Source organism: Enteroscipio rubneri, assembly GCF_963929405.1.
Lineage (GTDB): Bacteria > Actinomycetota > Coriobacteriia > Coriobacteriales > Eggerthellaceae > Enteroscipio > Enteroscipio rubneri.
Genome location: NZ_CAWVIN010000002.1, coordinates 123,965 through 146,093 on the forward strand (window position 1 = coordinate 123,965; position 22,129 = coordinate 146,093).

Sequence of the window (22,129 nt, forward strand, 5' to 3'; positions counted from 1 at the left end):
CGGGCGCGGGGCGGGAAGGGGCGACCCTCCCCGCGCCCGGCAAGCCCTGCAGGCCCTAGGCGCCCTCGGCCGCAGCCTCGGCCTCGGCCGCCGCCTCCGCGGCGAGCTGGGCGTCGTCTTTGTACCAGGCCCTTCGGCGCGCCTTGTCCCCCGCCTTCCAGGTGTAGAGCAAAAGCCCGAAGGTCACCGTGAGCACGATCAGCCCTCCGATGAAGAAGCCGTGCCAGCCAAAGCCCTCGGCCACGAGCGCCCAGCCGGTGGCCCCGAGCGCCCCGATGCCGTTGAAGACGGTGATCATCCACGAGTAGATCTTGTCGAAGTCCCGCCCGCCGAACACCTCGCGCACGAGGAAGGGCAGCATCGCAGTCGAGCAGGCGTAGGCCAGGCCGTAGAACAGTCCGCTGCAGAACATGGGCCAGATGCCCGCCTCGCCCATGAGTTGGGGCAGCCACCACATGAGCACAAGCCCGATCACGCCGCCGATGTAGCCGATAGCCTGGGCGGCCACGATGGAGCGCGACTCGACAAACCCGATGAGCACCTTGCCGCCACCCTGCCCGGCGCTCGCGAAGGCCTCAAGGGTGCCCGAGAGCAAAAGCAGTGCCACGAGCGCCTGTCCGCCCCAGCCGTCGTGGCCAAGGAACTGCACGTAGGTGGCAAAGAGCTGCGACATGGTGGTGATGGTGTTCAGAAGGCCCGCGCCCAGAAGCAGCGTCCAGAAGAAGGGCATCTTGAGGACCTCCTTGGCGCGGAACCCCGGCTCCTCGGCGGCCTGCTCGCCCGCCGCCTCGAGCTCGGCGGCCTGCGCCGCGGCGTCAAGCGGCATGCCATAGGGCAGCGTTCCGCACTCCTGCGGGGTGCGCTTGACGAAGATCGCGATGAACGGCACAGTGCCGATCGCCATCGCCACGCCGAAGATGAGGTAGAGCGTGTGCCAGCCCGCAAGCTCCGGGCCGAGCACGAACTGCCCGACGATGTTCCAGACGACCCCGCCCACGCCCGTCATCGCGAACACGATGCCGGTGACGGTGCCGTAGTTGGTGTGGAACCACCGGGAGAGGATGCCGGCGGTCATCGTGAACTCGATGCACACCAGTCCCAGCCCGATGACGAAACCCGCCACCCAGTAGCACCAGATGGCCGGGTAGAATGCGAAGCCCATGTAGGGCACGACGACCATGAGGGCCGCCGCGACGCACACCGACTTGGCGCTGAACCTGTCGAACAGGTAGCCCATGGGCGCCGCGCCCGCCATCTGGCCGAGGTAGACGAACGTGATGTAGAGCGAGACCTGCGAGACCGGTACGCCGAAGTGCTCGGAGACCGGCCGGTAGCACAGGCCCGCCGCCGTGAAGATGATGCCCACGGCGGTCAGGAGCGTGAGCGCCATGGTGACCACGACGCCGATGTGGCGGGCGGTGAGGCCCTGCCTGGCTATTTTCTCAGCTGACATGACTCCTCCTTATCGTGTTGCGGTTGCGAAGATCGCCGCATCCCCTCTGCTTAACAGCCCCATTTCTCGGCGATGCGCGCGATCGGCGTAGCATCTCTCGCTACCGATCTTTGGAGCGGGGACCAAAGCTTGGCTCGAGTGCCGACGCGGGTAGCTCGGGGCCGTCGTAGCAGATCACGGCGCTTCCGTCGAGGCGCTCGATATCCTCGTCGGTATAGCCGTACGCTCGCATGATGCGGGCCGTATCGTAGCCGATCGGTCGGCTCTTGCGCAGAACGGGGTCTCCCAGGCTGTCGAAGCGGATGGGGGAGGTGGGCAGCACCTTTGTGCCGAATGCATCGTATTCCAAAGGACGGAGGATGTCATTGGCGTAGGCCTCCTCGTCTTTGAGCACGTCCTCGGGCCGGAACAGACGTTGATAAGGGATTTCCTTCTCCTTGAACACCGGCTCCCAATACTCCCAGTCCCGGGTGAGAAACTGCTCCTCCATGATCCTGACCACCTCGGCGTTGCGACCGCTCCCATCGTTGATGGCCTCTGCGGTATCGTAGCGTTTATCGCCCACCATACGATCGAGCCCGATGGCTCGCATCGTGTGCTCGTAGAACAGGTCGTAGCTGCCGAAGCAGATGAGAAACCAGATCCCATCCTTGGAGCAGTAGGTGTTGTTCGTCGGGCACGTGGCGTCGTAACGGGACTTGGGCCATGTATCGCCGAACTGTGTGCCGCCAAGCATCATCTGCAGCGACCAGAGCGCGCAATGGTACAGGTTGACCGTCACTTTGTCGCCGACGCCCGTCCGGTCTTTGCGCACGAGCGCGCCCAGAAGACCAGCGGTGATAGCCAACGACGTGTTCCAGTCGCCCATCGCCGCGGGCCAATTGATAGGCTGATCGCCGGCTTGCGACAAGCTGGCCAGGTAGCCGCCGCGCGCGCCGTAGGCGGTCGCGTCGAATCCCTTCGTATCCTTTTCGGGTCCGTATTCGCCGTAGCCGCGTACCTGCCCCCATACGAGATGGGGGTGGCGTGCATGAACGCTCTCCCAGTCGAGGTGGAGCTTCTTGAGCGCCTTGTCGCGGAAGCTCGTGAGCATGATGTCGGCGTCGGCCAAAAGGGTGTGCAGAAACGCCATGCCCTCCTCGGTTTTCAGGTTGACGCTCAGGAAGTTCTTGTTCAGCGAGGCAAAGTCGAACGCCGGATCGTCGATGTCGGTTTTTTGCATTCCGAAGGCAGGGCCGTTCGTCCGGTACTCGTCGCCCGAGGCCGGCTCGATCTTGTAGACGGTCGCCCCCATCTCGCCGAGTATTCGCGGGCACGCCGGCGCGGCGACGTATCCGGTGAGTTCGACCACTTTGATTCCTTCCAGCCCTCGCATAAGCTCATCCCTCTCTTTTCTGAAGCTCGTCTTTCATGTCGAGAAAACTGCGCGCCATAGACTTGTCAGCGCCCTTTCCAAGCGGGTGGGCGCTTTTCCATGAACGCCGAGGTGCCCTCATGCGCATCTTCGGAGTTTTTCGCCTGCTCGTTCAGCTCCTCCATCATGCGCCATCCGTCCGATTCAGAGATGAAGCTCTTGTCCATGCAGTCGTAGACGGCGCGCTTGGTCATGCGCACCGCCAAAGGTCCGTTCGCCATGATGGCCTGAGCCAGGTCGAGGGCTGTATCCATGAGCTTGTCTTCCGGTACGGCGCGGTTTGCAAGACCCCACTGCACCGCCGTTTGCGCGTCGATGGGACGTCCAGTCAACAGCAGCTCTACGGCGTGCTTAAGGTGGATTGAGCGGCCGATCCTGAGCGGCGCGCCTCCTCCTCCGGGAAAAAGTGCATTTTTGACCTCTGGAAACGATATCGTCGCGTCATCGCTGATGACGGCGAGGTCGCTTGCAAGCAGCATCTCGGCGCCGCCTCCGACCACTTTGCCGTTTGCAGCGATGATGATGGGCTTGCTCCAGTAGCGCCGCGTCATGCCTCCTGTTCCCCAGGTTTCGCGCCCTGCGGGCGGAGCGAGCGTTTTGGCATTGTATTCCTTGAGGTCCGCGCCGGCGCAAAACACCTTTCCCGTGTTCGTCAGCACGGCCACCGCCAAATCGGCGGAGCGGTCGAAGTAGGCGAACGCATCGCAGAGTTCCGCCCACATCGCGGAGTTGATGGCGTTGCGCGCTTCCGGGCGATCCAGGGTGATGACGTACACTCCATCGTCCTCGGTTGTCTTGATGTTGTCGAAGTCGAATTCGGGTCCTGCCATGCTTCCTCCTTCTTCCGCCGTGCCCCCGTTTTCTTGACGGGGGGTGGTATCATGCCCCTAACGATAAGGGGGTGTTATGAACCTCGATCATCTTTACTACTTCAAGTCGCTCGTCGAAACGGGGAGCCGAAACGACACGGCCCGCATCATGTCAATCACCCAGCCGACACTCTCTCTTGCCATCAGTAAGCTTGAGAAAGAGCTCGGCGTGTCGCTATTTGAGAAAAAGAAAGGCGCGGTCGAGCTGACCAAGGACGGGCGCGCATTCTACGAGTACGTCGCCACGTCGCTGCACTTCCTCGACAACGGCGTGGCCCTTCTGCGCGAGAAGCAGGGCAAATTCAATCGAACCGAAATCAACATCGGTGCCATTTACTCCGTGCAGGATGAGGACTGGTCGCGGATCATCTACGAATTTCGCCAGCGGACGCATGGCGCTATCCGTATCAACGTAAAGCAGTCAACTACGCCTGCTCTGCTTAAAAACCTCAAAAACGGTGTGGTGGATGTCGCTTTCGCCGGAACGATGGGACCCGATCCCGAGATCAGGTTCGATCCGTGCTGGACTCAGGAGGCTGCGCTGGTGGTCAACCGCCTTCATCCCTTCAGCTCGCGTTCGAAGGTTTCCCTTGAAGAGCTGCGCGATCACTATCTAATATCGTATAACCTCAAAGGACCTATCGGCCCCGAGCTCGTCAAGCTCGTCGAAGGGCACGACCTTTCGATCGACTATCTGTACGCCGACGAGATAACGCTCGCGTCCATCGTGGCGGGAAACCCCGACATCATGGCGATCGCGTGCCGATCGTGGCTGCTCGATTCGTACTGCAACGAAGTCAACCTCGTGCAGATAGCCGAGGCGCCCAAAGCGTTCAGACAGCTCTATATCTGCTCCAAAACGAACATCGTGCGGCCTCTCGTCGTCGATACGTTCATCGATCTCGCGGTTGCATACTGTGCAGGCGAACTGTGAACCTGCATGTTCTGTCTCTTTCGCTTTGTCAAAGAGCGACTGCGGGTTCGCGGCTGATCGGGCTTTGGGATACCCGCTTCCAGACAAGGTAAACCCATTCAAAGCGGAAGAACATCGATTCTTTTTAACAATGGGATGCATTATTTGAAAACGTAAAATTTAGCGTTTTCACCTTGATGAAAACTACTCAAATTTTGGGTTTTAACGGTCGTCCGTAACCGCGATAGGGAACATCGGAAGCGCATCCTTCGGCGCCTTTGGCCAAAGCGGCTTCTGATTATGCGCGGACTCGGTCGGCGTTCGCTCGGATGACCGCGACGCATGGGCGCGCCACGGCTTCGTGACAGCTCTGCTAACCGCTGCAACCAACCGACGCTCGGCTGTTCCGTCTCCGACCGGTGTGCGTAGGATGGAGGCCACCCGATGAAAGGAGGCTACCATGCCCATTCCTGACCCGCGTGCGAACGAGAAGAAAGAGACGTACATTTCGAGATGCATGGAGCACATTACCCGTTACGAGAAGGATGAGTATCCCGACCAGAAGCAACGGGCTGCCATCTGCTACTCCACCTGGGATCGCTGGCAGAACGAGCACGGCCATCCCGAGAAGGCGGAACACTAGACAGGTGTTGACGACGCGGTGGCCTGATCCGTCCGCCGCGTCACCTCCTTTTCCCGACAGCGAATTGCCTGTATCGGCCGTTTTGCCTGCACGCTGTCGAAACGTCGCGATCCTCGGGCGCGCCTTGCCGTATAATCTGCCCGTTGCGGTCGACATGTCCGAGGAGAGGGGAAGGAACCGCCCATGGTTTCCAATGATTTCTGGGTCGTTTTCGCGATGCTCATCTATTTTATCGTGGTGGTGGTCATCGGCTTCATCTACGCGAAGCGATCGAACTCGTCGAGCGAGGAGTACTTTCTCGGCGGACGCGGCTTGGGACCGTGGCTTACCGCGCTCTCGGCGGAAGCGTCTGACATGTCGGGATGGCTGCTCATGGGCTTGCCGGGCGTCGCGTACTTCACCGGCGCATCGGATGCCATGTGGACGGCTATCGGTTTGGCCATCGGTACGTACCTGAACTGGAAATTCGTGGCCAAGCGCCTGCGCAAGTACTCCGAGAAGGCGAACAACTCCATCACGGTGCCGGACTTCTTCTCAAATCGCTTTCACGATGACAAGCATATCCTCATGACCATTGCCGCCATCATCATCCTCTTGTTCTTCAGTATTTATACCGGTTCGTGCTTTGTCACCTGCGGAAAACTGTTCTCCACGCTCTTCGGCTGGGATTACGCGACCATGATGGTTATCGGCGCGCTCATCGTATTTTTGTACACGTTCATGGGCGGGTACCTTTCGGTATGCACGACCGACCTCATTCAGGGAACGCTCATGTTCTTCGCGCTGGCGACCGTGTTCATCGGCTCGGTGGCCGCGGCGGGCGGCGTCGACAACACCGTGGCGTTTTTGCAGGCCATCCCCGGCTTCCTGTCGGGCACCGAAATAGCCACGCCCGTTTTGGACGAGGCCGGCAATCAGATCGTGGAGAACGGAGCTCCGTTGTTCGCCGACGCCGGCACCTATGGCGTTATCACCATCGTGTCGGGATTGGCCTGGGGCCTTGGTTACTTCGGCATGCCGCAGGTGCTCGTGCGCTTCATGAGCGTGCGCCATTCGAATGAGATCAAGAAGTCTCGTATGATCGCCATGATCTGGCTCGTGGTTTCGCTCGCGTCGGCCGTGTGTATCGGCCTCATCGGCCGCGCGGTCATCCCGACGGAGTTCCTTACTCAGTCGGCTGCCGAAAGCGTGTTCATCGTGCTCTCCCACATGCTGCTGCCCTCGTTCTTCTGCGGATTGGTCGTGTCGGGCATCTTCGCGGCCGCTATGAGTTCGTCCTCGTCGTACCTTCTCATCTCCGGCTCGGCCGTGGCGACGAATATCTTCAAGGGGCTCATCAAACGCGACGCAACCGATCGCCAGGTCATGATCGTGGCGCGCTTGACGTTGGTGGCTGTGCTCCTTTTCGGCATCTTCATCTCGCTCGATCAGAATTCGTCCATCTTCACCATCGTGTCCTATGCCTGGGCCGGCTTCGGTGCTTCGTTCGGACCGCTCATGCTGCTGTCGCTCTATTGGCGGCGCACGACGCTTCCCGGTGCGATTGCCGGCATGGTGTCCGGTGCTGCTACGGTCATCGTCTGGAACAACTTCGTGAGCCCGCTCGGCGGTTGGTTTGGCGTGTACGAGCTGCTCCCGGGCTTTTTGGTGGCGCTTGTCGTCATCGTCGTGGTGTCTCTGCTCACAAAGGAGCCCTCCAAGGAGGTCCAAGAGGAGTTCGACACGTATATGGAACTCGACGTGTAACATTCTCGGTTTCCGACGTTGCGTGCGTTGGGCGACCTGCGCACGACGCGCTCCGTCCCCTACGGGCGGAGCGCGTTCTGTAGAGGACGGTACGCCTCGACAAGGTCGGCCAGGCGCATGCGGGCGTTCGCGGGACTTGTCGACGGCAGAGCGATATGCGGTAGCTGTTCGAGCAGCGGGGCGTTGAACCTGCGGTAGAGCGCCGACGCCTTTGCGCCGGTGGTGAATACGGTCCTTACGGGAGCAGCGTTGATGATGACGGACAGATCATTGGGCACCGGGTTGGCGATGCTCGCGTCTGAGGCGCCTTCGATGGTGCACGAGGCAAGAACATCCCAGAGCGCAATGCCGTGCGTCACAAGAAACGCCGTGCGCTCCTCGATCGTGCGAGGCTCCGGCTCGGCGAACAGGGCTGCGAGCACCTTCCAAAAGCGATTCTGCGGATGCCCGTAGTAGAAGCCGGCCGTTCGCGAGGCGGGGGAGGGTATGGTCCCCAAGACGAGCGCTCGCGAACGCTCGTCGAAGATAGGTTTGAGCGGGTGCGTGATGCGATTCGGTCCGCCCATGGAGGCTTCCTTTCGGTCGGTGAGCCGTGTGCCCAAAGGGCGATGGCGATAAGCGAAGCACGATCGTAACAGATGCATGCCGGCATGTTTCGCGCCCACGGTTCGCCTATACTATATATACGCGTCTTGAAGGCGCTCGCAGAGATGCGGTGTCGGCGGTCGAGCCTGGCCGCCGGCGGTCGAGCCTGGCGAACGTGCGCGCCGCCCTCTGCGGCTTTGCATATGGGCTTTTCGGAAAGGGGATCGCAATGCGCATATCGGTTGATCTGGAGAACGGGCTCCTGCCCGACCGTTACGGCAAGTACGCGCCGATTGAATACCAACTGGAAGGCCATCCCATCCGCTCGTTTCCCATTGGTATCGAGGGCGTGCCTGCCGGCGCACGGTCTCTCGCGCTCACGTTCTTGGATTGGGACGCTATCCCGGTCGGCGGCTTCTGCTGGATACACTGGATTGCCTGCAATTTCCCGCCCGAGACGAGGCTCATTCCTGAGAACGCGAGCGCTGCGGGTGCCATTCCGTGCGTGCAGGGCTCGAACAGCGATTTCTCGCCGTTCGCAGGAGGCCACACCAATCCTGCCCTTATCCATCGCTACGTGGGCCCGCAGCCGCCCGACAAGACGCATGATTACACGCTCACCCTGTATGCGCTCGACTGCAAGCTCGACCTTGCGGACGGGTATTACCTGAACGAGTTTCGCCGGGCGATTCGCGGTCACGTGCTGGCTGAAGCATCTCTCGATCTGCCGAGCCGCGCGTGAGCGGAAGACGCTCGGTTCTCTGGGCTGCGAGGTCGAGAAAAGGAGGAATAGTGGAGAGACGCCCGGGGGCGTGTAAGCGGTTGACACGCCGAAGATCGTAGCGTATCATTCTCCTGCTCGCGTGTTCGGAAAGCATTTCGAAGCGCGGCAGGCAGCTTGAAAATACACATGAATTGAAGCAGCGAAACAGGGGCGTGTGCCCGAGTGGCTAAAGGGGACGGGCTGTAAACCCGTTGGCTATGCCTACCTAGGTTCGAATCCTAGCGCGCCCACCATTTTCGCCTGTGTAGCTCAGTCGGTAGAGCACTTCCTTGGTAAGGAAGAGGTCGTCGGTTCAAGTCCGATCGCAGGCTCCACGTTTACCTGGCGGTGTAGCTCAGTTGGTCAGAGCACACGGTTCATACCCGTGGCGTCACTGGTTCAAATCCAGTCACCGCTACCATTGTATTCATCGCGTCCGCTTGTGCGGGCGCGTCGCTATTTTTTGTTTTTCTTTCACGAGAGCAAATCCCTATAAGGAGGATGACACATGGCTAAGGAGAAGTTCGAGCGTTCCAAGCCGCATGTTAACATCGGCACCATCGGCCACGTCGACCATGGCAAGACGACCCTGACGGCCGCCATTTCCAAGACGCTGTCCGAGAACGACGGCAGCCACGGCTCCGCGCATGCCGACTTCACGGCCTTCGAGAACATCGACAAGGCTCCCGAAGAGCGTGAGCGCGGCATCACGATCTCCATCGCCCACATCGAGTACGAGACGGACACGCGCCACTACGCGCACGTCGACTGCCCCGGCCACGCCGACTACGTGAAGAACATGATCACGGGCGCGGCTCAGATGGACGGCGCCATCCTCGTTATCGCCGCCACCGACGGCCCGATGGCTCAGACCCGCGAGCACATCCTGCTCGCCCGTCAGGTCGGCGTCCCCTACATCGTGGTCTTCCTCAACAAGTGCGACATGGTCGACGACGAAGAGCTCCTCGAGCTCGTCGAGATGGAAGTTCGCGAGCTGCTCGACAGCTACGAGTTCCCGGGCGACGACACCCCGATCATCCGCGGCTCCGCTCTGAAGGCCCTCGAGGGCGACAAAGCGTGGCAGGAGAAGGTTTGGGAGCTCATGGCGGCTGTCGACTCCTACATCCCGACGCCGGAGCGCATGATCGACAAGCCGTTCCTGATGGCCGTCGAGGACACCATGACCATCACCGGCCGCGGCACCGTTGCCACCGGCCGTGTGGAGCGCGGCACGCTGCACGTGAACGACCCGCTGGAGATCATCGGCATCAAGGAGACCCAGAACACGGTCTGCACCGGCATCGAGATGTTCCGCAAGTTGCTCGACGAAGCCCAGGCCGGCGACAACATCGGCTGCCTGCTCCGCGGCATCAAGCGCGAAGAGATTGTGCGCGGCCAGGTGCTCTGCAAGCCCGGTAGCGTGACCCCACACACCGAGTTCGAGGGCCAGGTCTACATCCTGACGAAGGAAGAGGGCGGCCGCCACACGCCGTTCTTCGACGGCTACCGTCCGCAGTTCTACTTCCGCACGACGGACGTGACGGGCGTTGCCCACCTTCCCGAGGGCACCGAGATGGTCATGCCGGGCGACAACGTGGAGATCAAGGGCGAGCTCATTCACCCGATCGCCATGGAAGAGGGCCTGCGCTTCGCTATCCGTGAGGGCGGCCGTACGGTCGGCTCCGGTCGCGTGACGAAGATCATCAAGTAACACGGTTCGGCATTCTGCGGGGCCCGCTTGCGCGGGCCCCGCTCATGAGATTCATGTGTATGCGATCGAGCTCGTTTTCGAGACAAGGCAGAAGGAGAATTCATGCGTACGTTGGTCACCTTGGCGTGTACGGAGTGCAAGCGCCGTAATTACACGACCAAGAAGAACAAGCAGAACAATCCTGATCGCCTCGAGTTGAAGAAATACTGCAAGTGGTGCCGGTGCCATACCGTGCACAAAGAGACTCGATAGCGCATCAGAGGTTTGCACGAGCAATAGGCCAGTAGCTCCAATTGGTAGAGCGGCGGTCTCCAAAACCGCATGTTGGGGGTTCGAGTCCCTCCTGGCCTGCCAGCTCGATTGCTATGAGCAGCTTGCGTTCAGGTTGCTTCGATGAGCAGCTTGAAAACAGGCTGCTTGTTTGGCGTTTAGACGGATACACAATCCCCCGGTTAAGGAAGCAGATGGCGAAGAAATCAAAGACACAGCGAGCGAAGGCATCCGCTGCCCGTGCTGCCCGCAAGGAGCAAGCGCGCGCCGCAGAAGTCGCCGCTGCCGAGGCGAAGAAGGACGCCGAGGCCCGTGCCGCCGCAACCGAGGCGCCCAAGAAGCGGCTTTTTAAGAAGTCGGAAAAGAGCGCGGAATCCGCAGCAGACGGCAACAAGCAGGAGAAGGCCCCGAGCAAGAGCGTCGAAAAAAAGAGCGAAAAGAAGCCGGCTCCGAAAAAGCGGCGTTTCGGGTTCCTTAAAGATGTGCGTGCTGAACTGAAGCGCGTGACGTGGCCGACAAAACAGGATGTTTTGCGCTGGAGCATCGTCGTGACCGTCGCCCTCGTGTTCTTCGGAGTGTTCACGTACGCGTTCGACAACATCTCCACGCTCATCCTCATGGGCATTTCCGCCATACCGTCGCCGTTCTAAGGATGTGACGCGCAGTGTCTAAAAAATGGTACGTTCTGCATACGTACTCAGGATACGAGAACAAGGTCAAGAAAAACCTTGAGACGCGTATCGAAACGATGGGCCTCGAGAACAACGTCTTCGGCATCGAGATCCCGACGGAGATGGTCACCGAGATCAAAGAGGGTGGCCGTCGCGTCGAGAGCGAGAAGAAGGTGTTTCCGGGCTACGTGCTCGTCCGCATGGAGCTGGACGACCGCAGCTGGGCTGCGGTTCGCAACACTCCCGGCGTGACCGGGTTCGTGGGGGCCGACGGCAATCCCGCGCCGCTCACGCGCGACGAGTACAACAAGATCATGAAGCGCACGGATGTCAAGAAGAAGCCGGCTGTGTCTTCGAGCCTCGAAGTGGGCCAGTCCGTGAAGGTGGTTTCCGGGCCGCTTGCCGAGTTCGACGGGGTGGTGTCCGAGGTGTCTCCCGACGCCGGCAAAGTGCGCGTCATGGTTTCCATCTTCGGACGCGAAACGCCCGTCGAACTTTCGTTCGATCAGGTGGCCAAGATCTAGCGCGAACACAAGCGGTGTCGCGTGCCCGCGTGGACCGGGGCTTCTCATTCGACAGCATCCGCTTTGTTGATATAGGTTTGAGAATTGTGCTCAGCTGAAAGGATAGTTCAATGGCTGAAAAGAAAGCAACCGGCTTTATCAAGCTGCAGATTCCGGCCGGTGCCGCAAACCCGGCTCCTCCGGTCGGCCCTGCGCTTGGCGCCCAGGGCGTCAACATTATGCAGTTCTGCCAGGCGTTCAACGCCCAGACGCAAGATCAGTCCGGCACTATCATCCCGGTCGAGATCACGGTGTATGAGGATAAGTCGTTCACCTTCATTTGCAAGACCCCTCCGGCGGCCGTGCTTATCAAGGAAAAGCTTGGCATCCAGAGCGGATCGGGCCTTCCGCAGCTGCAGCCCGTGGGAATCCTCACCGAGGACCAGCTTCGCGAGATTGCCGAGCTCAAGCTTCCCGATCTCAACGCCAACACCGTTGAAGCCGCCATGGAGATCATCGCCGGCACTGCGCGCAGCATGGGAGTGCGCATCGAAGGCCGTGAGATGAAGAAGAAGTACGTGCCGTCCAAAAAGGTGGCGGCAATGCTCCAGGGCAAGACGCTCGACGAAGACTAGTTACGCAGGTTGTAAAAGGGTTTCGACCCTGAACGTACAAGTGGAAGGGCGCTTGCGCGTCCGCTACGAACCACGAAAGGAAGCACCATGACCAAGTTGTCCAAGAACTATCGCGCCGCCGTCGAGAAGGTTGCGGACACCCCGTATGCGCCTCTTGAGGCCATGAAGCTCGTGAAGGAGATCGCTACGGCGAAATTCGACGAGACCGTTTCCGCCGACTTCCGCCTGGGTATTGACACGCGTCAGGCTGACCAGCAGCTCCGTGGTACGGTGAGTCTGCCGAACGGCTCGGGCAAGACCGTGCGCGTGGCCGTGTTCGCCGAGGGCGAGGCTGCCCGTGCCGCCGAGGAAGCCGGTGCCGACATCGTGGGTACCGACGAGCTTGTGCAGCAGATTCAGGCCGGCGAATTCAACTTCGACGCCGCCGTTGCCACGCCCGATCAGATGGGCAAGGTCGGCCGTCTTGGCAAGATTCTCGGCCCCCGCGGCCTTATGCCGAACCCCAAGCTCGGCACCGTTACGAACGACGTGGCGAAGGCTATCAACGAGCTTAAGGGCGGCCGCGTGGAATATCGCGCCGACCGCTACGGCATCGCGCATGTGATTCTCGGCAAGGCGAGCTTCACTGCCGAGCAGCTGGCAGAGAACTACGGCGCCGTGTACGATGAGATTCTGCGCATGAAGCCGGCCGCTGCCAAGGGTAAGTACGTGAAATCCGTCACGGTTTCCTCCACGATGAGCCCCGGCGTGAAGGTGGACTCCGGCGTGACCCGCGGCTACACGGAAGCGGCCGCTGAATAGCGTTTTGGCTGATACGCACAAAAAGAGAGGAGCCTCCGGGCTCCTCTCTTTTTGTGCGAGCAGTAGAACAAATGTTTCACGTGAAACATTTGTGATGGACACGAGGCGCTCTGCGCAGGTGAGCGTTGGGCACCACCGTTGACGCGCGCACTGCAAGGAAGCGTCGGCCGCGCTGAAGGAGGGGCTGGTCGAGCCGTCTGTGAAGAACATGGTGGACTGGACAACGACCACAAGGCCGCCATGGTGCCGAATCTCAAGAGTGCTGTGCGACGAATCCGATGCTCGGTCCGTGCTGAACATGGGCACGCCGTGCCAGGAGGGAAGGGCGGACGCTCCGCGCGTTTGCTTGGGCTCGAAGAAGAACAATAAAAGCGCCCGCGGATCCCGCGGGCGCTTGGGCGTTCGGGCCGAATGAGCCGGCAGCGCATGCATGCCGAGTGCGTATTAAGCGAGCACAGCTTCGCGCTCTTCTTTAGCCTGCTGTTCGACCTCGTGGGCCTTTTTCCCGTAGCCCTGCACGCGAGCGAGCTTTGTATCGTCCTGCTTTCGGTTGCGCAGCTCGGGGATGGGGCTCTTGGCGTCCTCGGAACGATAGTCCTCGCCATCCTTCTCGATGAGCTGGCGGATAGCTTTGTGGCTCGGGACGTCCTGGGTACGGCCGTTCACCGCGTCGTTCCATTCGAAGTAGCGGAAGTCGCTCGGGACGTCGTCAATGTCCGCGAACTCTTCGTCCTGAGCCGTGAGCGTGACCTGTTCGGCCAGCACTTGACGCACGTAGTCCTTCGTGGGATGGAAGTCCAGAAGTTCGGGGAACTCGCCGTCGGGGATGATCTGCTGATACTCGGTGCCGTCGTACTTCTGCAGAAGGTCGCTTACCATGGCAAGATGCATGCATTCCTGCTCGAAGTGCATCTCCCACATCTTCTTGACGTAGTTGTCCACTTCGGTCTCGTAGAACGAGTAGTACAGGTAGCATTCCTGATACTCATGCCACAGCATCATCTCGAGCCACGTCATGGACGGATCGATGAGCGAGCCGTAGTGTGTCACGTGCTGTTCTTCGACCATGCCGATCTCCTGGTACAGGTCGCGGCCGGGGCCTTCTGGCACGGTGTTGCCCAGATTCATATAGAAGTTCATCGTCTGCTGTTCGCCGGCGGTCAAGATGAGCGCTCCAAGCGTCGTGCGCATGTCGCCTGTCTTGGAGTTGCGGGGCATGCGGACGGAGTCTGCCGGATGGCGGTGATGCGCAATGGTTGGGCGGCCCGGCGTGATCTCCACGTAGTCGCGCACAAGCTTGTGCGCTGGGATATCCTCGTCGAACTTGAGCTGATCAGCATAGCGGTACAGGTGGTCGAAGTCCTCGAGTAGCGCGAAGTCCATGCAGGCCTTGGCGTACTCGTCGGGTTCGTGCATGGCAAGCCACGCCGTGAGGTCGACGGCGAGGTGCTCGTAGCCGATGGTGAGCTCGAGCGTAGACTCGTCCGAGGGGCTCATCCAGTTGATGCGCTTCTGCTGCTCCTGCTCCATGCGGCGGCACAAGGCAAGATCGCGGCGTAGGTCATTGTTTTCGCAGTGGCGCTGGAAGTTATGCCCGAACAGCGCGGCCTCGACCTCGATGCCGTTCATGAGGATGATACGGGCCTTCGTATAAGGGTCGGCTTCGAGCTTGTTGTATGGTTTGACGGCGAGTTGCTTCCAGGTGGGAATCATCTCCATCAACGACTTCTTGGGCTTCTGCTCAAACGGGTTCATAGAGCCTCCTTCTTTGCTCAGTGCATGTGCTCCGGCTCTTTGGCGCGGACGCGGATTCTGCTTCATCCTAGAGACGCACACGTGGAATGCAGGGGGCGTGCGAACGGGCGTTTCCGGAGCGTTCGCGGGACGTTACGGTATGGATTCGGCCCCTTCGGGCTCGGCGTGGTGCCATGTCTCGGCATGGCATTCGGCGCGACGGGGCGCTATACTGGGCGGCGGCAAACGAACAGAGCATGTGGGAAGGTGTTGGCAGGCATGATCATCAGGAAGACACCGGCCGAGATCGAGGCCATGAAGGAAGCGGGACGCGTGTCGGCTCGGGTTCTTCGCGAAGTAGGCGCGCATGTGCGGCCGGGCGTGTCGACGCTCGAGCTGGATGAGCTGGCCGAGACTCTCATTCGAGCGGAGGGCGGCATCCCTGCGTTCAAGGGCTACGGTGGCTTTCCCGGCTCCATTTGCGCCTCGGTGAATGAGCAAATTGTGCACGGTATCCCATCGGCAAACGTCGTGCTCAAGGAGGGCGATATCATCTCTATCGACACGGGCGCCATCGTGGACGGATGGGTGGGTGACAACGCCTGGACGTATGCGGTGGGGAAGGTTTCGCCGGAGAAAAAGCGCCTTTTGGAGGTGACCGAGCAGTGCATGTGGGCGGGTCTCGACGCCGCGAGGCCCGGCAATCGGTTGGGCGACATCGGACATGCCGTGCAATCTATCGCTGAAGCGGAAGGCTTCGGCGTCGTGCGCGAGTACGTGGGTCATGGTATCGGCCGCGATATGCACGAAGACCCCAACGTTCCCAATTACGGTCATAAGCATACCGGGATAAAGCTTGAGCCGGGCATGGTGCTGGCGATCGAGCCCATGATCAATCTGGGCACGCACAAGACGCGTTCGATGCCTGACGGCTGGCTTGTGTGCACGCGCGACGGGCTTCCTTCGGCCCACTTCGAGAAGACGGTGGCTGTCACTGAGCATGGCCCGATGATACTGACAACCGAGGAGGGGTATCGTCGTCCGCTCTAGGCGCTCGTTGCCCTGAGTCGCCGCGCTGTAGGCTGGCCTTTCGGTATACAGCGCGGCGATGAGCCGGTTCGAGGGGGTTCGAATCCAGCCGCGTTCCTACCGGTTTCGCGGCTTTGCATCCGCCGCGCGCAGCCAATCGAGTGCAGGGAGATTACTTCTTGGCGTGCCGTGCACGCTTCATGATGGCGCCGGTCGCATCAGGTGGAAGCGGTTCGGGGCCAGAGGCTGGGGCAGCCGCATGTTGAGCGTGTTTTTCCGCAGGCGAGAGCCGTACCTCGGCCGTCTCGGCTAATCCGATGCTTTCGAGCGTCCCATCATCGGCGTCGTCCCCGGCTCCGAGCGCGTGATCAGGGCGCGCGTGCTTGCCGCGCGGCAGCGCCGGGTGCTCGTGTCGGTAATCGGCCGCTCCTGCGCGCCCGCGCCGATGCTCCCGAGTCTGGGCGGCCTCGCGGGCCTGCGCTTCTGCGGGCTTGCCGCCCGCGGGAGCAGTTCTGCGCTGTTTGCGCAAGCGGCTGCCGACTTTGTGCAGCAGGTCGGTGACGACGCTCATTTCAGGAACGCGGAGGAGCGCGCACAGCCCGAACACGGTTACGAGGCCGATGCTGCCGCAGACGACAAGGTGCAGAAGGCCCAAGGCCATGCCGGAGCCGGCGGGAAGGAGCATCGAAATGCCGAGCGTTACGACGACGCCGATACCGGCAGCGACGAGCACTCGGGCACTTGACCAGAGGATCGATCTCATTCCAAATGACCCAATGCGGCGGTACAGGATTGCGAGCATGATGATGCAGCATCCTGCGTAGTACGCGAGATCTGCGATGGGGACGCCTGCCAGGCCGAGGATTTCAGGCGAGCAGAGCAGCGCGTACAAGGCGCATTGTACGACGATCATGAGCAGGTTCACCACGGTGTATGCCACGAATTTGCGCATGCTCGCGAACACGTTATAGAGGTACTTGAGCACTGAATAGAAGGGCAGGGAAAGCACCCAGAGCGCGAGAATGGAGGCAACGTGGGCCGCATCCTCGGCTCCGAAGGCGCCCGCTTGGAACAGCTGCATGAGCGGGGTGGCCAACGCGGCCATGAGTCCTGCGAGCGGGATAATGAGCAAGAGGGTGCCGGAAATCCCCGTTCCTACGTGCCGGCGCAGGCCCTTCCAGTCCTCGCGCGCCACAGCCTCGCTCATCTCGGTGAACATGGTGCGCGATAGCGATACAGCCAGCACTCCATAGGGAAGCTGGTACCAGATCCATGCGTAGGCGAGGGTGGCCGGGCCATCCGCGCCCGCCTGAAGCGAGAAGGCGTTGCGAAATGAGAACGACACGAGGGTGCCTACGACGTAGATGAACGTGGGGCCCGCAATCTTGAGGGCGTCGACGAGCGCCGGATCCCGCAAATCGATGCGGAGCGAAAACCTGAATCCGGTCTTCAGAAGCGCCGGTATCTGTATGACGAACTGGACCACAACGCCAAGCGTCGTTCCGACGGCGAGCACGATGATGGCGAGCATGGGATCGAAGGAGGACAGGGGCACGTAGGCGAACAGCGACACGATGACCGCAATGTTGTTGAGCGCCGGCGCAAGCGCAGGCAAAAAGTAGATGCGATTAGCGTTGAGCACGCCGCTCACCACGCCGCCGATGCCGTAGAACACGATCTGCGCGGCGAAGATTTGGAAGAACAGCACAGCGTACTCGGTGACTTCCGCCTCGCTGCCCACGGTAAACGTCTGCGTTGCGACCACCTGGGGCGCGAAGACGGTGGCGAGGATAGAGAGGAGTCCCATCACGACAATGGTCAGGTTGAGGATATTGCCGGCGAAGCGGTTGCCGCCTTCCTGGCCAAACTTCTCCTTCTGCAAAAGGAACACCGGGATGAACGCGGCGCCCAGCAGGCCGCCGGCGACAAGGTCATAGATGGCGTTGGGCAGCGTATTTGCTATCTGATAGGCCGAGGTTACGAACGTGTTGCCGAGGGCAAAGGCCATCGCCCACGTACGCACGAGCCCGGTGACGCGCGATCCGAGCGTCGCTATGGACATGAGCGCGGTGGAGCGCGCCACGGAGGCGTGCGGAGCCTCTGCTTCGGAAGATGCCGACGTGGACTCGGCAGACGAGCCGGTTGGGCTCCGCATGCCGTCCATGCGCATGTGGCCGTTCCGTGCGCTCATCGAACCCCTTCCTGTGCTTGTGCTCAACCCGAGCGTGACGACCCGTGAAGCTTTGGCGAACATGAGAGGAGCGCCCTAAGCCGGTTAGGCCAACGTGCCTATAATGAGAGAATCGGACTTTCCGATGATCGAAATTCATGTAAAGAACGAAAACGAATCCGCGCGAAGCGCCGACGGGCGATTCGTGCGCGTCGCGACGAGGAGGCAGGCATGAGGGTGCTCGTGGTAGTGAACAAGGCGAACGCGAACACGCTCGATGCGTCGCTGCTGTTGTCGACCTACCTGTCATCGCAAGGCATCGATTGTTTGATGCTGGATTCCATGGAGCTGCCTGCCTACGCCAGTCTCGATGGCGGCGCGCCGCTCGACGAGCGTCTGGCGAACCCGATCGATCTGGCTATCGTGCTGGGCGGCGACGGCACCATTCTCAGGACGGCTCGTTTCGTGTCGGGCATCGACGTGCCGATCATGGGCATCAACTTCGGACATCTGGGTTTTCTTGCCAACTCGAGCGAGCCGGGTGTGATTGCGGTGGTTGCGGCGGCGCTTTCCGGCGACGTGGTTGCCGAGCGTCGTGCGAATCTGCGTATCGATGTGGTGTGCGAAGGGGACGAGGAGGAAAACTTGCTCGACGGGGATAGGCTGGCGCAACCCGTGGACGGCGAGTTTCGATCCTACTTCGCACTCAACGAGCTCGCTGTCGCTCGGGGGGCGTCCGGACGCATCGTCGACTTCTCAGTCGAGCTGTCGGGCGATCATGTGGCGTCCATGCGCGGCGATGGCGTGGTGGTGTCGACGGCTACGGGATCGACGGCCTATGCGCTCTCGGCAGGGGGGCCTTTGGTGGCTCCGGGATATCGCGGTCTCGTGGTGGTTCCGCTCGCACCTCACACATTGCGTTCTCGCGCGATCGTAACCGAACAGCACGACGTCGTCGAGATCGTGCTGGCAGGCGAGGCGAGTCGGTGCGAGGCTGCGCTGTTCGCAGACGGCGAAGCGCTCGCATTCGACCGGCCTGTTGCACGCGTGATTGTGCGCAAGGGCGATCGACCCACTACGCTTCTACGCTATCAACAGGAAAGTTTCTACGCCCAGGCATCGCGGGTGTTCTTCTAGGAAAGACCGCGCTCGGTGGCGACCGGTACTCGCTCTCCCGCGCCCGTGCGGGAAGTCCGCAGGTGCGAAAGACGCCGGCGGTTCCGATCGAGGGCAGAGACGCGCTCATCGGCCCGTCCGTATGGGCCGATGAGCGCTAGACCGCGCCGCCGCGCGCGGCGGCGCCGATGAGCGCGCGAAGCTCGTCGATGCCGTCGCCCTTTTCCGACGAGCACACGACAAGCGGCACGTCTTCGTCGAGCGCGAGCTGCCGCTTGAGCGCGGCCTTCTGCTTTTTCTGCTGCTGGCGGCTCAGCTTGTCGGCTTTCGTGAGCGCTACGGCGTAAGGCAGCTGCGCGTCCTGAAGGAAGGCGATCATGTTCTCGTCAAGGTCCGATGCGGCGTGACGAATATCCACGAGCGATACGACTAGGGCCAGGTTGCGCTCCTGGTTGAAGTACCCCTCGATGAGTTCTGCCCAACGGCCCTTTTCCGCCTTCGATACCTTGGCGTAGCCGTATCCGGGCAGGTCGACGAAGCGCACGCCGTCGCAGGAGAAGAAGTTGATGGTGGCGGTCTTGCCTGGGGTCTGGGACACCTTCGCCAGGCTCTTGCGGTTGAACAGCTTGTTCAGCAGCGATGACTTGCCCACGTTCGAGCGCCCCGCGAACGCGATTTCAGGCAAAGAGGAAGGCGGCAGCTGCGACGAGATACCGAACGACCGCTCGAAGGCGACGTTGTTGATGTTCATGGCAAAGCTCCTTAGCGGGGCGGGTCTATGCAAAACCCATGGTACCTGAAAAGCCCTGCATCACGGAGGAGAACCTTCCAGCGCATTCGGTCGCTTTCTCGCGCATTCGGCAAGGACCGTCGCATCGCATAGTCCGCGAGTTCTGCATCTCTGCGCTGCGAAACGGCGGTGAATTTGCAGTGTCGCCGAGTTTTGCGTTGCCGGGAGCTCCAGGATCCCGCCTTGCTCCTCTGTGGGATATTCACGAACCTCTTGTAATTCTCCAGCGCTGTGGTAAGATTTTGCAGTTTCTTATTACACATGCTCGTGCGACCCGCTCCGCCAGTGGCCAACCGAAAAAGGCTGCGGATGCTGGGGATGACCGCGAGCAGAGGACTAACGAATGGAGAGAGTCATGACGAAAGTCGGCATTAAGACGCTGCTCGATGCGGGCAGCCACTTCGGCCATCAGACGCGCCGCTGGAATCCCAAGATGAAGCCGTACATCTTCGGTAGTCGCGGGGATATCTACATCATCGATCTCAAGCAGACGCTCGTGGGCCTGGATCAGGCGTACACCTTTGTGTCCGAGCTTGCCAAGAAGGGCGGCACCGTACTGTTCGTCGGCACGAAGAAGCAGGCTCAGGAGGCCGTCGCCGACGCTGCGAACCGCTGCGGCATGCCCTACGTGAACGCTCGCTGGCTCGGCGGTATGCTGACGAACTTTGTCACCATCCGTTCGCGCGTGACCCGCATGGAGGAGCTGGAGGCCATGGAGGCCGACGGCCGCATGGCCGTGCTGCCCAAGAAGGAGCAGATCCTGCTGCGCAAGGAGCTGTCCAAGCTGCAGACCAACCTCAACGGTATCCGCAACATGAAGCGAGCCCCTGAGGCCGTGTTCGTCATTGACACGAACCGTGAGGCTATCGCCATCCACGAGGCGCGCCGCCTCGACATCCCCGTGGTGGGCACGCTTGATACGAACTGCGATCCGGACGATGTGGATTACGGCATTCCCGCCAACGACGATGCCATCCGTTCGGTGCGCCTGCTGGCCGACTTCATCGCCGATGCGGTGATCGCCGGGGTGGGTGCGCCCGTGACGGTGGCTGAGATGGCCGGTGCCGGTGCCGCCGAGGCCGCGCCGGAAGGCTCCGCTGCCCCCGAGGCCGCGCCCGCGTCGCCTGTTGTTGCTGAGACTCCTGCCGCCGAGGCCGCTGCTGCTCCTGCCGAAGAGGCCGCTGCTCCGGCCGCCGAATAGCAGCAGTCCGCACCGATGCATTGAATGCGCCGTCTTGCCGATGCGCGAGACGGCGCTCGAACCCCCCCTGCGCCACGCCGAAAGGCTGTGGCTTTGAGAGAGAAAGGAACAACGTGGCAGACATCACCGCTTCCATGGTCAAAGAGCTCCGCGAGATGACCGGCGCTGGTATGATGGAGTGCAAGAAGGCCCTCGTCGAGGCCGAGGGCAACGTGGATGCCGCCGTCGACGTGCTGCGTACGCGTGGTCTCGCCGCCGTCGCCAAGAAGGCCGGCCGCGCCACCAACGAGGGCACCGTCATGGCCATCGTTTCCGACGACGCTCGATCCGGTGCCGTCGTCGAGCTCAACTGCGAGACCGACTTTGTGGGCATGAACGACAAGTTCAAAGCCTACGCCGACAAGATCGCTCGCGCCGCGCTTGCCGCCAAGCCGGCCGACCTTGACGCGCTCAAGGCTGCCGACGCCGACGGCGAGACGGTCGAGGCCGTCGTGACCGACGCCATCCACACGCTTGGCGAGAACATTCAGCTCGCCCGCTTCGCAGTGGTGGAGGGCGGCGCCGTATCGTCCTACATCCACGGCGGCGGCAAGATCGGCGTGCTCGTGCAGTTCGACGTCGATGGCATCGATCCCTCCTCCGACGGCTTCAAGCAGTTCGGCCGCGACGTGGCCATGCAGGTTGCCGCTGCGGCTCCGGTCGCCGCGACGCGTGAGGCCGTCGACCCGGCCATCGTCGAGCATGAGAAGGCCATCTACATGGCGCAGGCTGCCGAGTCGGGCAAGCCCGAGGCCATCCAGGAGAAGATGGCAACCGGCCGCCTGGAGAAGTTCTTCAAGGAGAGCACGCTGACCGAGCAGGCCTTCGTCAAGAATCCCGACCAGTCCGTGAGCGAGTACACGGCTGAGGTCGCGAAGAATCTGGGTGGCGAGATTGCGATCGTCGACTTCAAGCGCTTCGTGCTCGGGGAAGAAGCGTAAGGATCAAACCCCCGCCTGCTCTTCTGCTTTCGCTGTGGAGGCCCGCTTCGTGCGGGCCTCCACTTTCTATAATGGCAAGGTGCGAAGCAGCGCGTCTGAATCGGCGCGCGAACGATAGACGAGCGACAGCCC

At 61.4% G+C, this 22,129-nt stretch carries 21 protein-coding genes and 4 tRNA genes; 18 read left to right on the top strand and 7 right to left on the bottom strand.

From position 1 onward, the window contains the following. Positions 1 to 55: 55 nt before the first annotated feature. From ABGT83_RS03905 to ABGT83_RS03915, 3 genes are all read right to left on the bottom strand, one after another. A complete protein-coding gene (locus tag ABGT83_RS03905) occupies positions 56 to 1,453 on the bottom strand; it encodes an MFS transporter (RefSeq protein WP_103265675.1) in 1,398 nt (465 codons plus the stop codon). A gap of 100 nt (positions 1,454 to 1,553) precedes the next feature. Continuing rightward, a complete protein-coding gene (locus ABGT83_RS03910) occupies positions 1,554 to 2,828 on the bottom strand; it encodes a CaiB/BaiF CoA transferase family protein (protein WP_103265674.1) in 1,275 nt (424 codons plus the stop codon). 65 nt (positions 2,829 to 2,893) lie between these two features. Then, positions 2,894 to 3,697: an enoyl-CoA hydratase/isomerase family protein gene (locus ABGT83_RS03915; protein ID WP_346686051.1), complete on the bottom strand. Its 804-nt coding sequence runs from the start codon at positions 3,695 to 3,697 to the stop codon at positions 2,894 to 2,896. A 76-nt stretch (positions 3,698 to 3,773) separates the two neighbouring features. Here ABGT83_RS03915 and ABGT83_RS03920 point away from each other — a divergent pair, with 76 nt between their 5' ends. From ABGT83_RS03920 to putP, 3 genes are all read left to right on the top strand, one after another. After that, positions 3,774 to 4,670: a LysR family transcriptional regulator gene (locus ABGT83_RS03920; RefSeq protein ID WP_346686053.1), complete on the top strand. Its 897-nt coding sequence runs from the start codon at positions 3,774 to 3,776 to the stop codon at positions 4,668 to 4,670. A gap of 439 nt (positions 4,671 to 5,109) precedes the next feature. Further along, positions 5,110 to 5,292, top strand: coding sequence for a hypothetical protein (locus ABGT83_RS03925; protein WP_103265671.1), 183 nt, complete (start codon positions 5,110 to 5,112; stop codon positions 5,290 to 5,292). A gap of 183 nt (positions 5,293 to 5,475) precedes the next feature. After that, positions 5,476 to 7,038: a sodium/proline symporter PutP gene (gene putP / locus ABGT83_RS03930; protein WP_346686054.1), complete on the top strand. Its 1,563-nt coding sequence runs from the start codon at positions 5,476 to 5,478 to the stop codon at positions 7,036 to 7,038. Positions 7,039 to 7,097: 59 nt separating this feature from the next. Here the strand turns inward: putP and ABGT83_RS03935 are convergent, their stop codons facing one another. Next, positions 7,098 to 7,604, bottom strand: coding sequence for a DNA-deoxyinosine glycosylase (locus tag ABGT83_RS03935; protein ID WP_346686055.1), 507 nt, complete (start codon positions 7,602 to 7,604; stop codon positions 7,098 to 7,100). A gap of 248 nt (positions 7,605 to 7,852) precedes the next feature. Between ABGT83_RS03935 and ABGT83_RS03940 the strand changes: the two genes are divergently transcribed. The 11 genes from ABGT83_RS03940 to rplA all read left to right on the top strand — a co-directional run bounded on the left by ABGT83_RS03940 (position 7,853) and on the right by rplA (position 12,977). Next, on the top strand, positions 7,853 to 8,365 hold the full coding sequence (locus tag ABGT83_RS03940) for a YbhB/YbcL family Raf kinase inhibitor-like protein (protein ID WP_346686057.1): 513 nt from the start codon (positions 7,853 to 7,855) through the stop codon (positions 8,363 to 8,365). Between the two features lie 190 nt (positions 8,366 to 8,555). Continuing rightward, positions 8,556 to 8,640, top strand: a tRNA-Tyr gene (locus tag ABGT83_RS03945). 5 nt (positions 8,641 to 8,645) lie between these two features. Further along, a tRNA-Thr gene (locus tag ABGT83_RS03950) sits at positions 8,646 to 8,721 on the top strand. A 9-nt stretch (positions 8,722 to 8,730) separates the two neighbouring features. After that, a tRNA-Met gene (locus ABGT83_RS03955) sits at positions 8,731 to 8,807 on the top strand. Between the two features lie 87 nt (positions 8,808 to 8,894). Further along, positions 8,895 to 10,097 carry an elongation factor Tu gene (gene tuf, locus ABGT83_RS03960; protein ID WP_103265667.1) on the top strand — a complete coding sequence of 401 codons (1,203 nt, stop codon included), beginning with the start codon at positions 8,895 to 8,897 and terminating at the stop codon, positions 10,095 to 10,097. A 102-nt stretch (positions 10,098 to 10,199) separates the two neighbouring features. Further along, positions 10,200 to 10,349 (top strand): 50S ribosomal protein L33, encoded by a 150-nt coding sequence (rpmG, locus tag ABGT83_RS03965; RefSeq protein WP_103265666.1) that lies wholly within the window; start codon positions 10,200 to 10,202, stop codon positions 10,347 to 10,349. A gap of 25 nt (positions 10,350 to 10,374) precedes the next feature. Next, positions 10,375 to 10,451 (top strand) — tRNA-Trp (locus ABGT83_RS03970). A gap of 110 nt (positions 10,452 to 10,561) precedes the next feature. Further along, complete coding sequence (gene secE / locus ABGT83_RS03975) at positions 10,562 to 11,017, top strand: preprotein translocase subunit SecE (RefSeq protein WP_157938966.1); 456 nt, start codon at positions 10,562 to 10,564, stop codon at positions 11,015 to 11,017. A 14-nt stretch (positions 11,018 to 11,031) separates the two neighbouring features. Next, positions 11,032 to 11,562 (top strand): transcription termination/antitermination protein NusG, encoded by a 531-nt coding sequence (gene nusG / locus ABGT83_RS03980; RefSeq protein ID WP_103265664.1) that lies wholly within the window; start codon positions 11,032 to 11,034, stop codon positions 11,560 to 11,562. Between the two features lie 110 nt (positions 11,563 to 11,672). Beyond that, positions 11,673 to 12,176, top strand: coding sequence for a 50S ribosomal protein L11 (gene rplK / locus ABGT83_RS03985; RefSeq protein ID WP_346686060.1), 504 nt, complete (start codon positions 11,673 to 11,675; stop codon positions 12,174 to 12,176). An 87-nt stretch (positions 12,177 to 12,263) separates the two neighbouring features. Then, positions 12,264 to 12,977, top strand: coding sequence for a 50S ribosomal protein L1 (gene rplA, locus ABGT83_RS03990; RefSeq protein WP_103265662.1), 714 nt, complete (start codon positions 12,264 to 12,266; stop codon positions 12,975 to 12,977). Positions 12,978 to 13,421: 444 nt separating this feature from the next. On the opposite strand, the gene ABGT83_RS03995 is transcribed toward rplA, so the two are convergent. After that, a complete protein-coding gene (locus ABGT83_RS03995) occupies positions 13,422 to 14,732 on the bottom strand; it encodes a hypothetical protein (protein ID WP_346686062.1) in 1,311 nt (436 codons plus the stop codon). Positions 14,733 to 14,990: 258 nt separating this feature from the next. On the opposite strand from ABGT83_RS03995, the gene map reads away from it, so the two are divergent. Next, complete coding sequence (gene map / locus ABGT83_RS04000; protein WP_103265660.1) at positions 14,991 to 15,761, top strand: type I methionyl aminopeptidase; 771 nt, start codon at positions 14,991 to 14,993, stop codon at positions 15,759 to 15,761. Between the two features lie 151 nt (positions 15,762 to 15,912). Here the strand turns inward: map and murJ are convergent, their stop codons facing one another. Continuing rightward, entirely contained in the window at positions 15,913 to 17,931 is a 2,019-nt protein-coding gene (gene murJ, locus ABGT83_RS04005) for a murein biosynthesis integral membrane protein MurJ (protein ID WP_346686064.1), read from the bottom strand. A gap of 210 nt (positions 17,932 to 18,141) precedes the next feature. Here murJ and ABGT83_RS04010 point away from each other — a divergent pair, with 210 nt between their 5' ends. Continuing rightward, positions 18,142 to 19,047 (top strand): NAD(+)/NADH kinase, encoded by a 906-nt coding sequence (locus ABGT83_RS04010; RefSeq protein ID WP_103265658.1) that lies wholly within the window; start codon positions 18,142 to 18,144, stop codon positions 19,045 to 19,047. A 136-nt stretch (positions 19,048 to 19,183) separates the two neighbouring features. On the opposite strand, the gene yihA is transcribed toward ABGT83_RS04010, so the two are convergent. Beyond that, positions 19,184 to 19,777 (bottom strand): ribosome biogenesis GTP-binding protein YihA/YsxC, encoded by a 594-nt coding sequence (gene yihA, locus ABGT83_RS04015; RefSeq protein WP_346686065.1) that lies wholly within the window; start codon positions 19,775 to 19,777, stop codon positions 19,184 to 19,186. Positions 19,778 to 20,171: 394 nt separating this feature from the next. Here yihA and rpsB point away from each other — a divergent pair, with 394 nt between their 5' ends. Then, positions 20,172 to 21,017, top strand: a complete 846-nt coding sequence (gene rpsB, locus ABGT83_RS04020; protein WP_346686066.1) for a 30S ribosomal protein S2 — start codon at positions 20,172 to 20,174, stop codon at positions 21,015 to 21,017. A gap of 113 nt (positions 21,018 to 21,130) precedes the next feature. Next, positions 21,131 to 21,997, top strand: a complete 867-nt coding sequence (gene tsf / locus ABGT83_RS04025) for a translation elongation factor Ts (RefSeq protein ID WP_346686067.1) — start codon at positions 21,131 to 21,133, stop codon at positions 21,995 to 21,997. Positions 21,998 to 22,129: the final 132 nt, after the last annotated feature.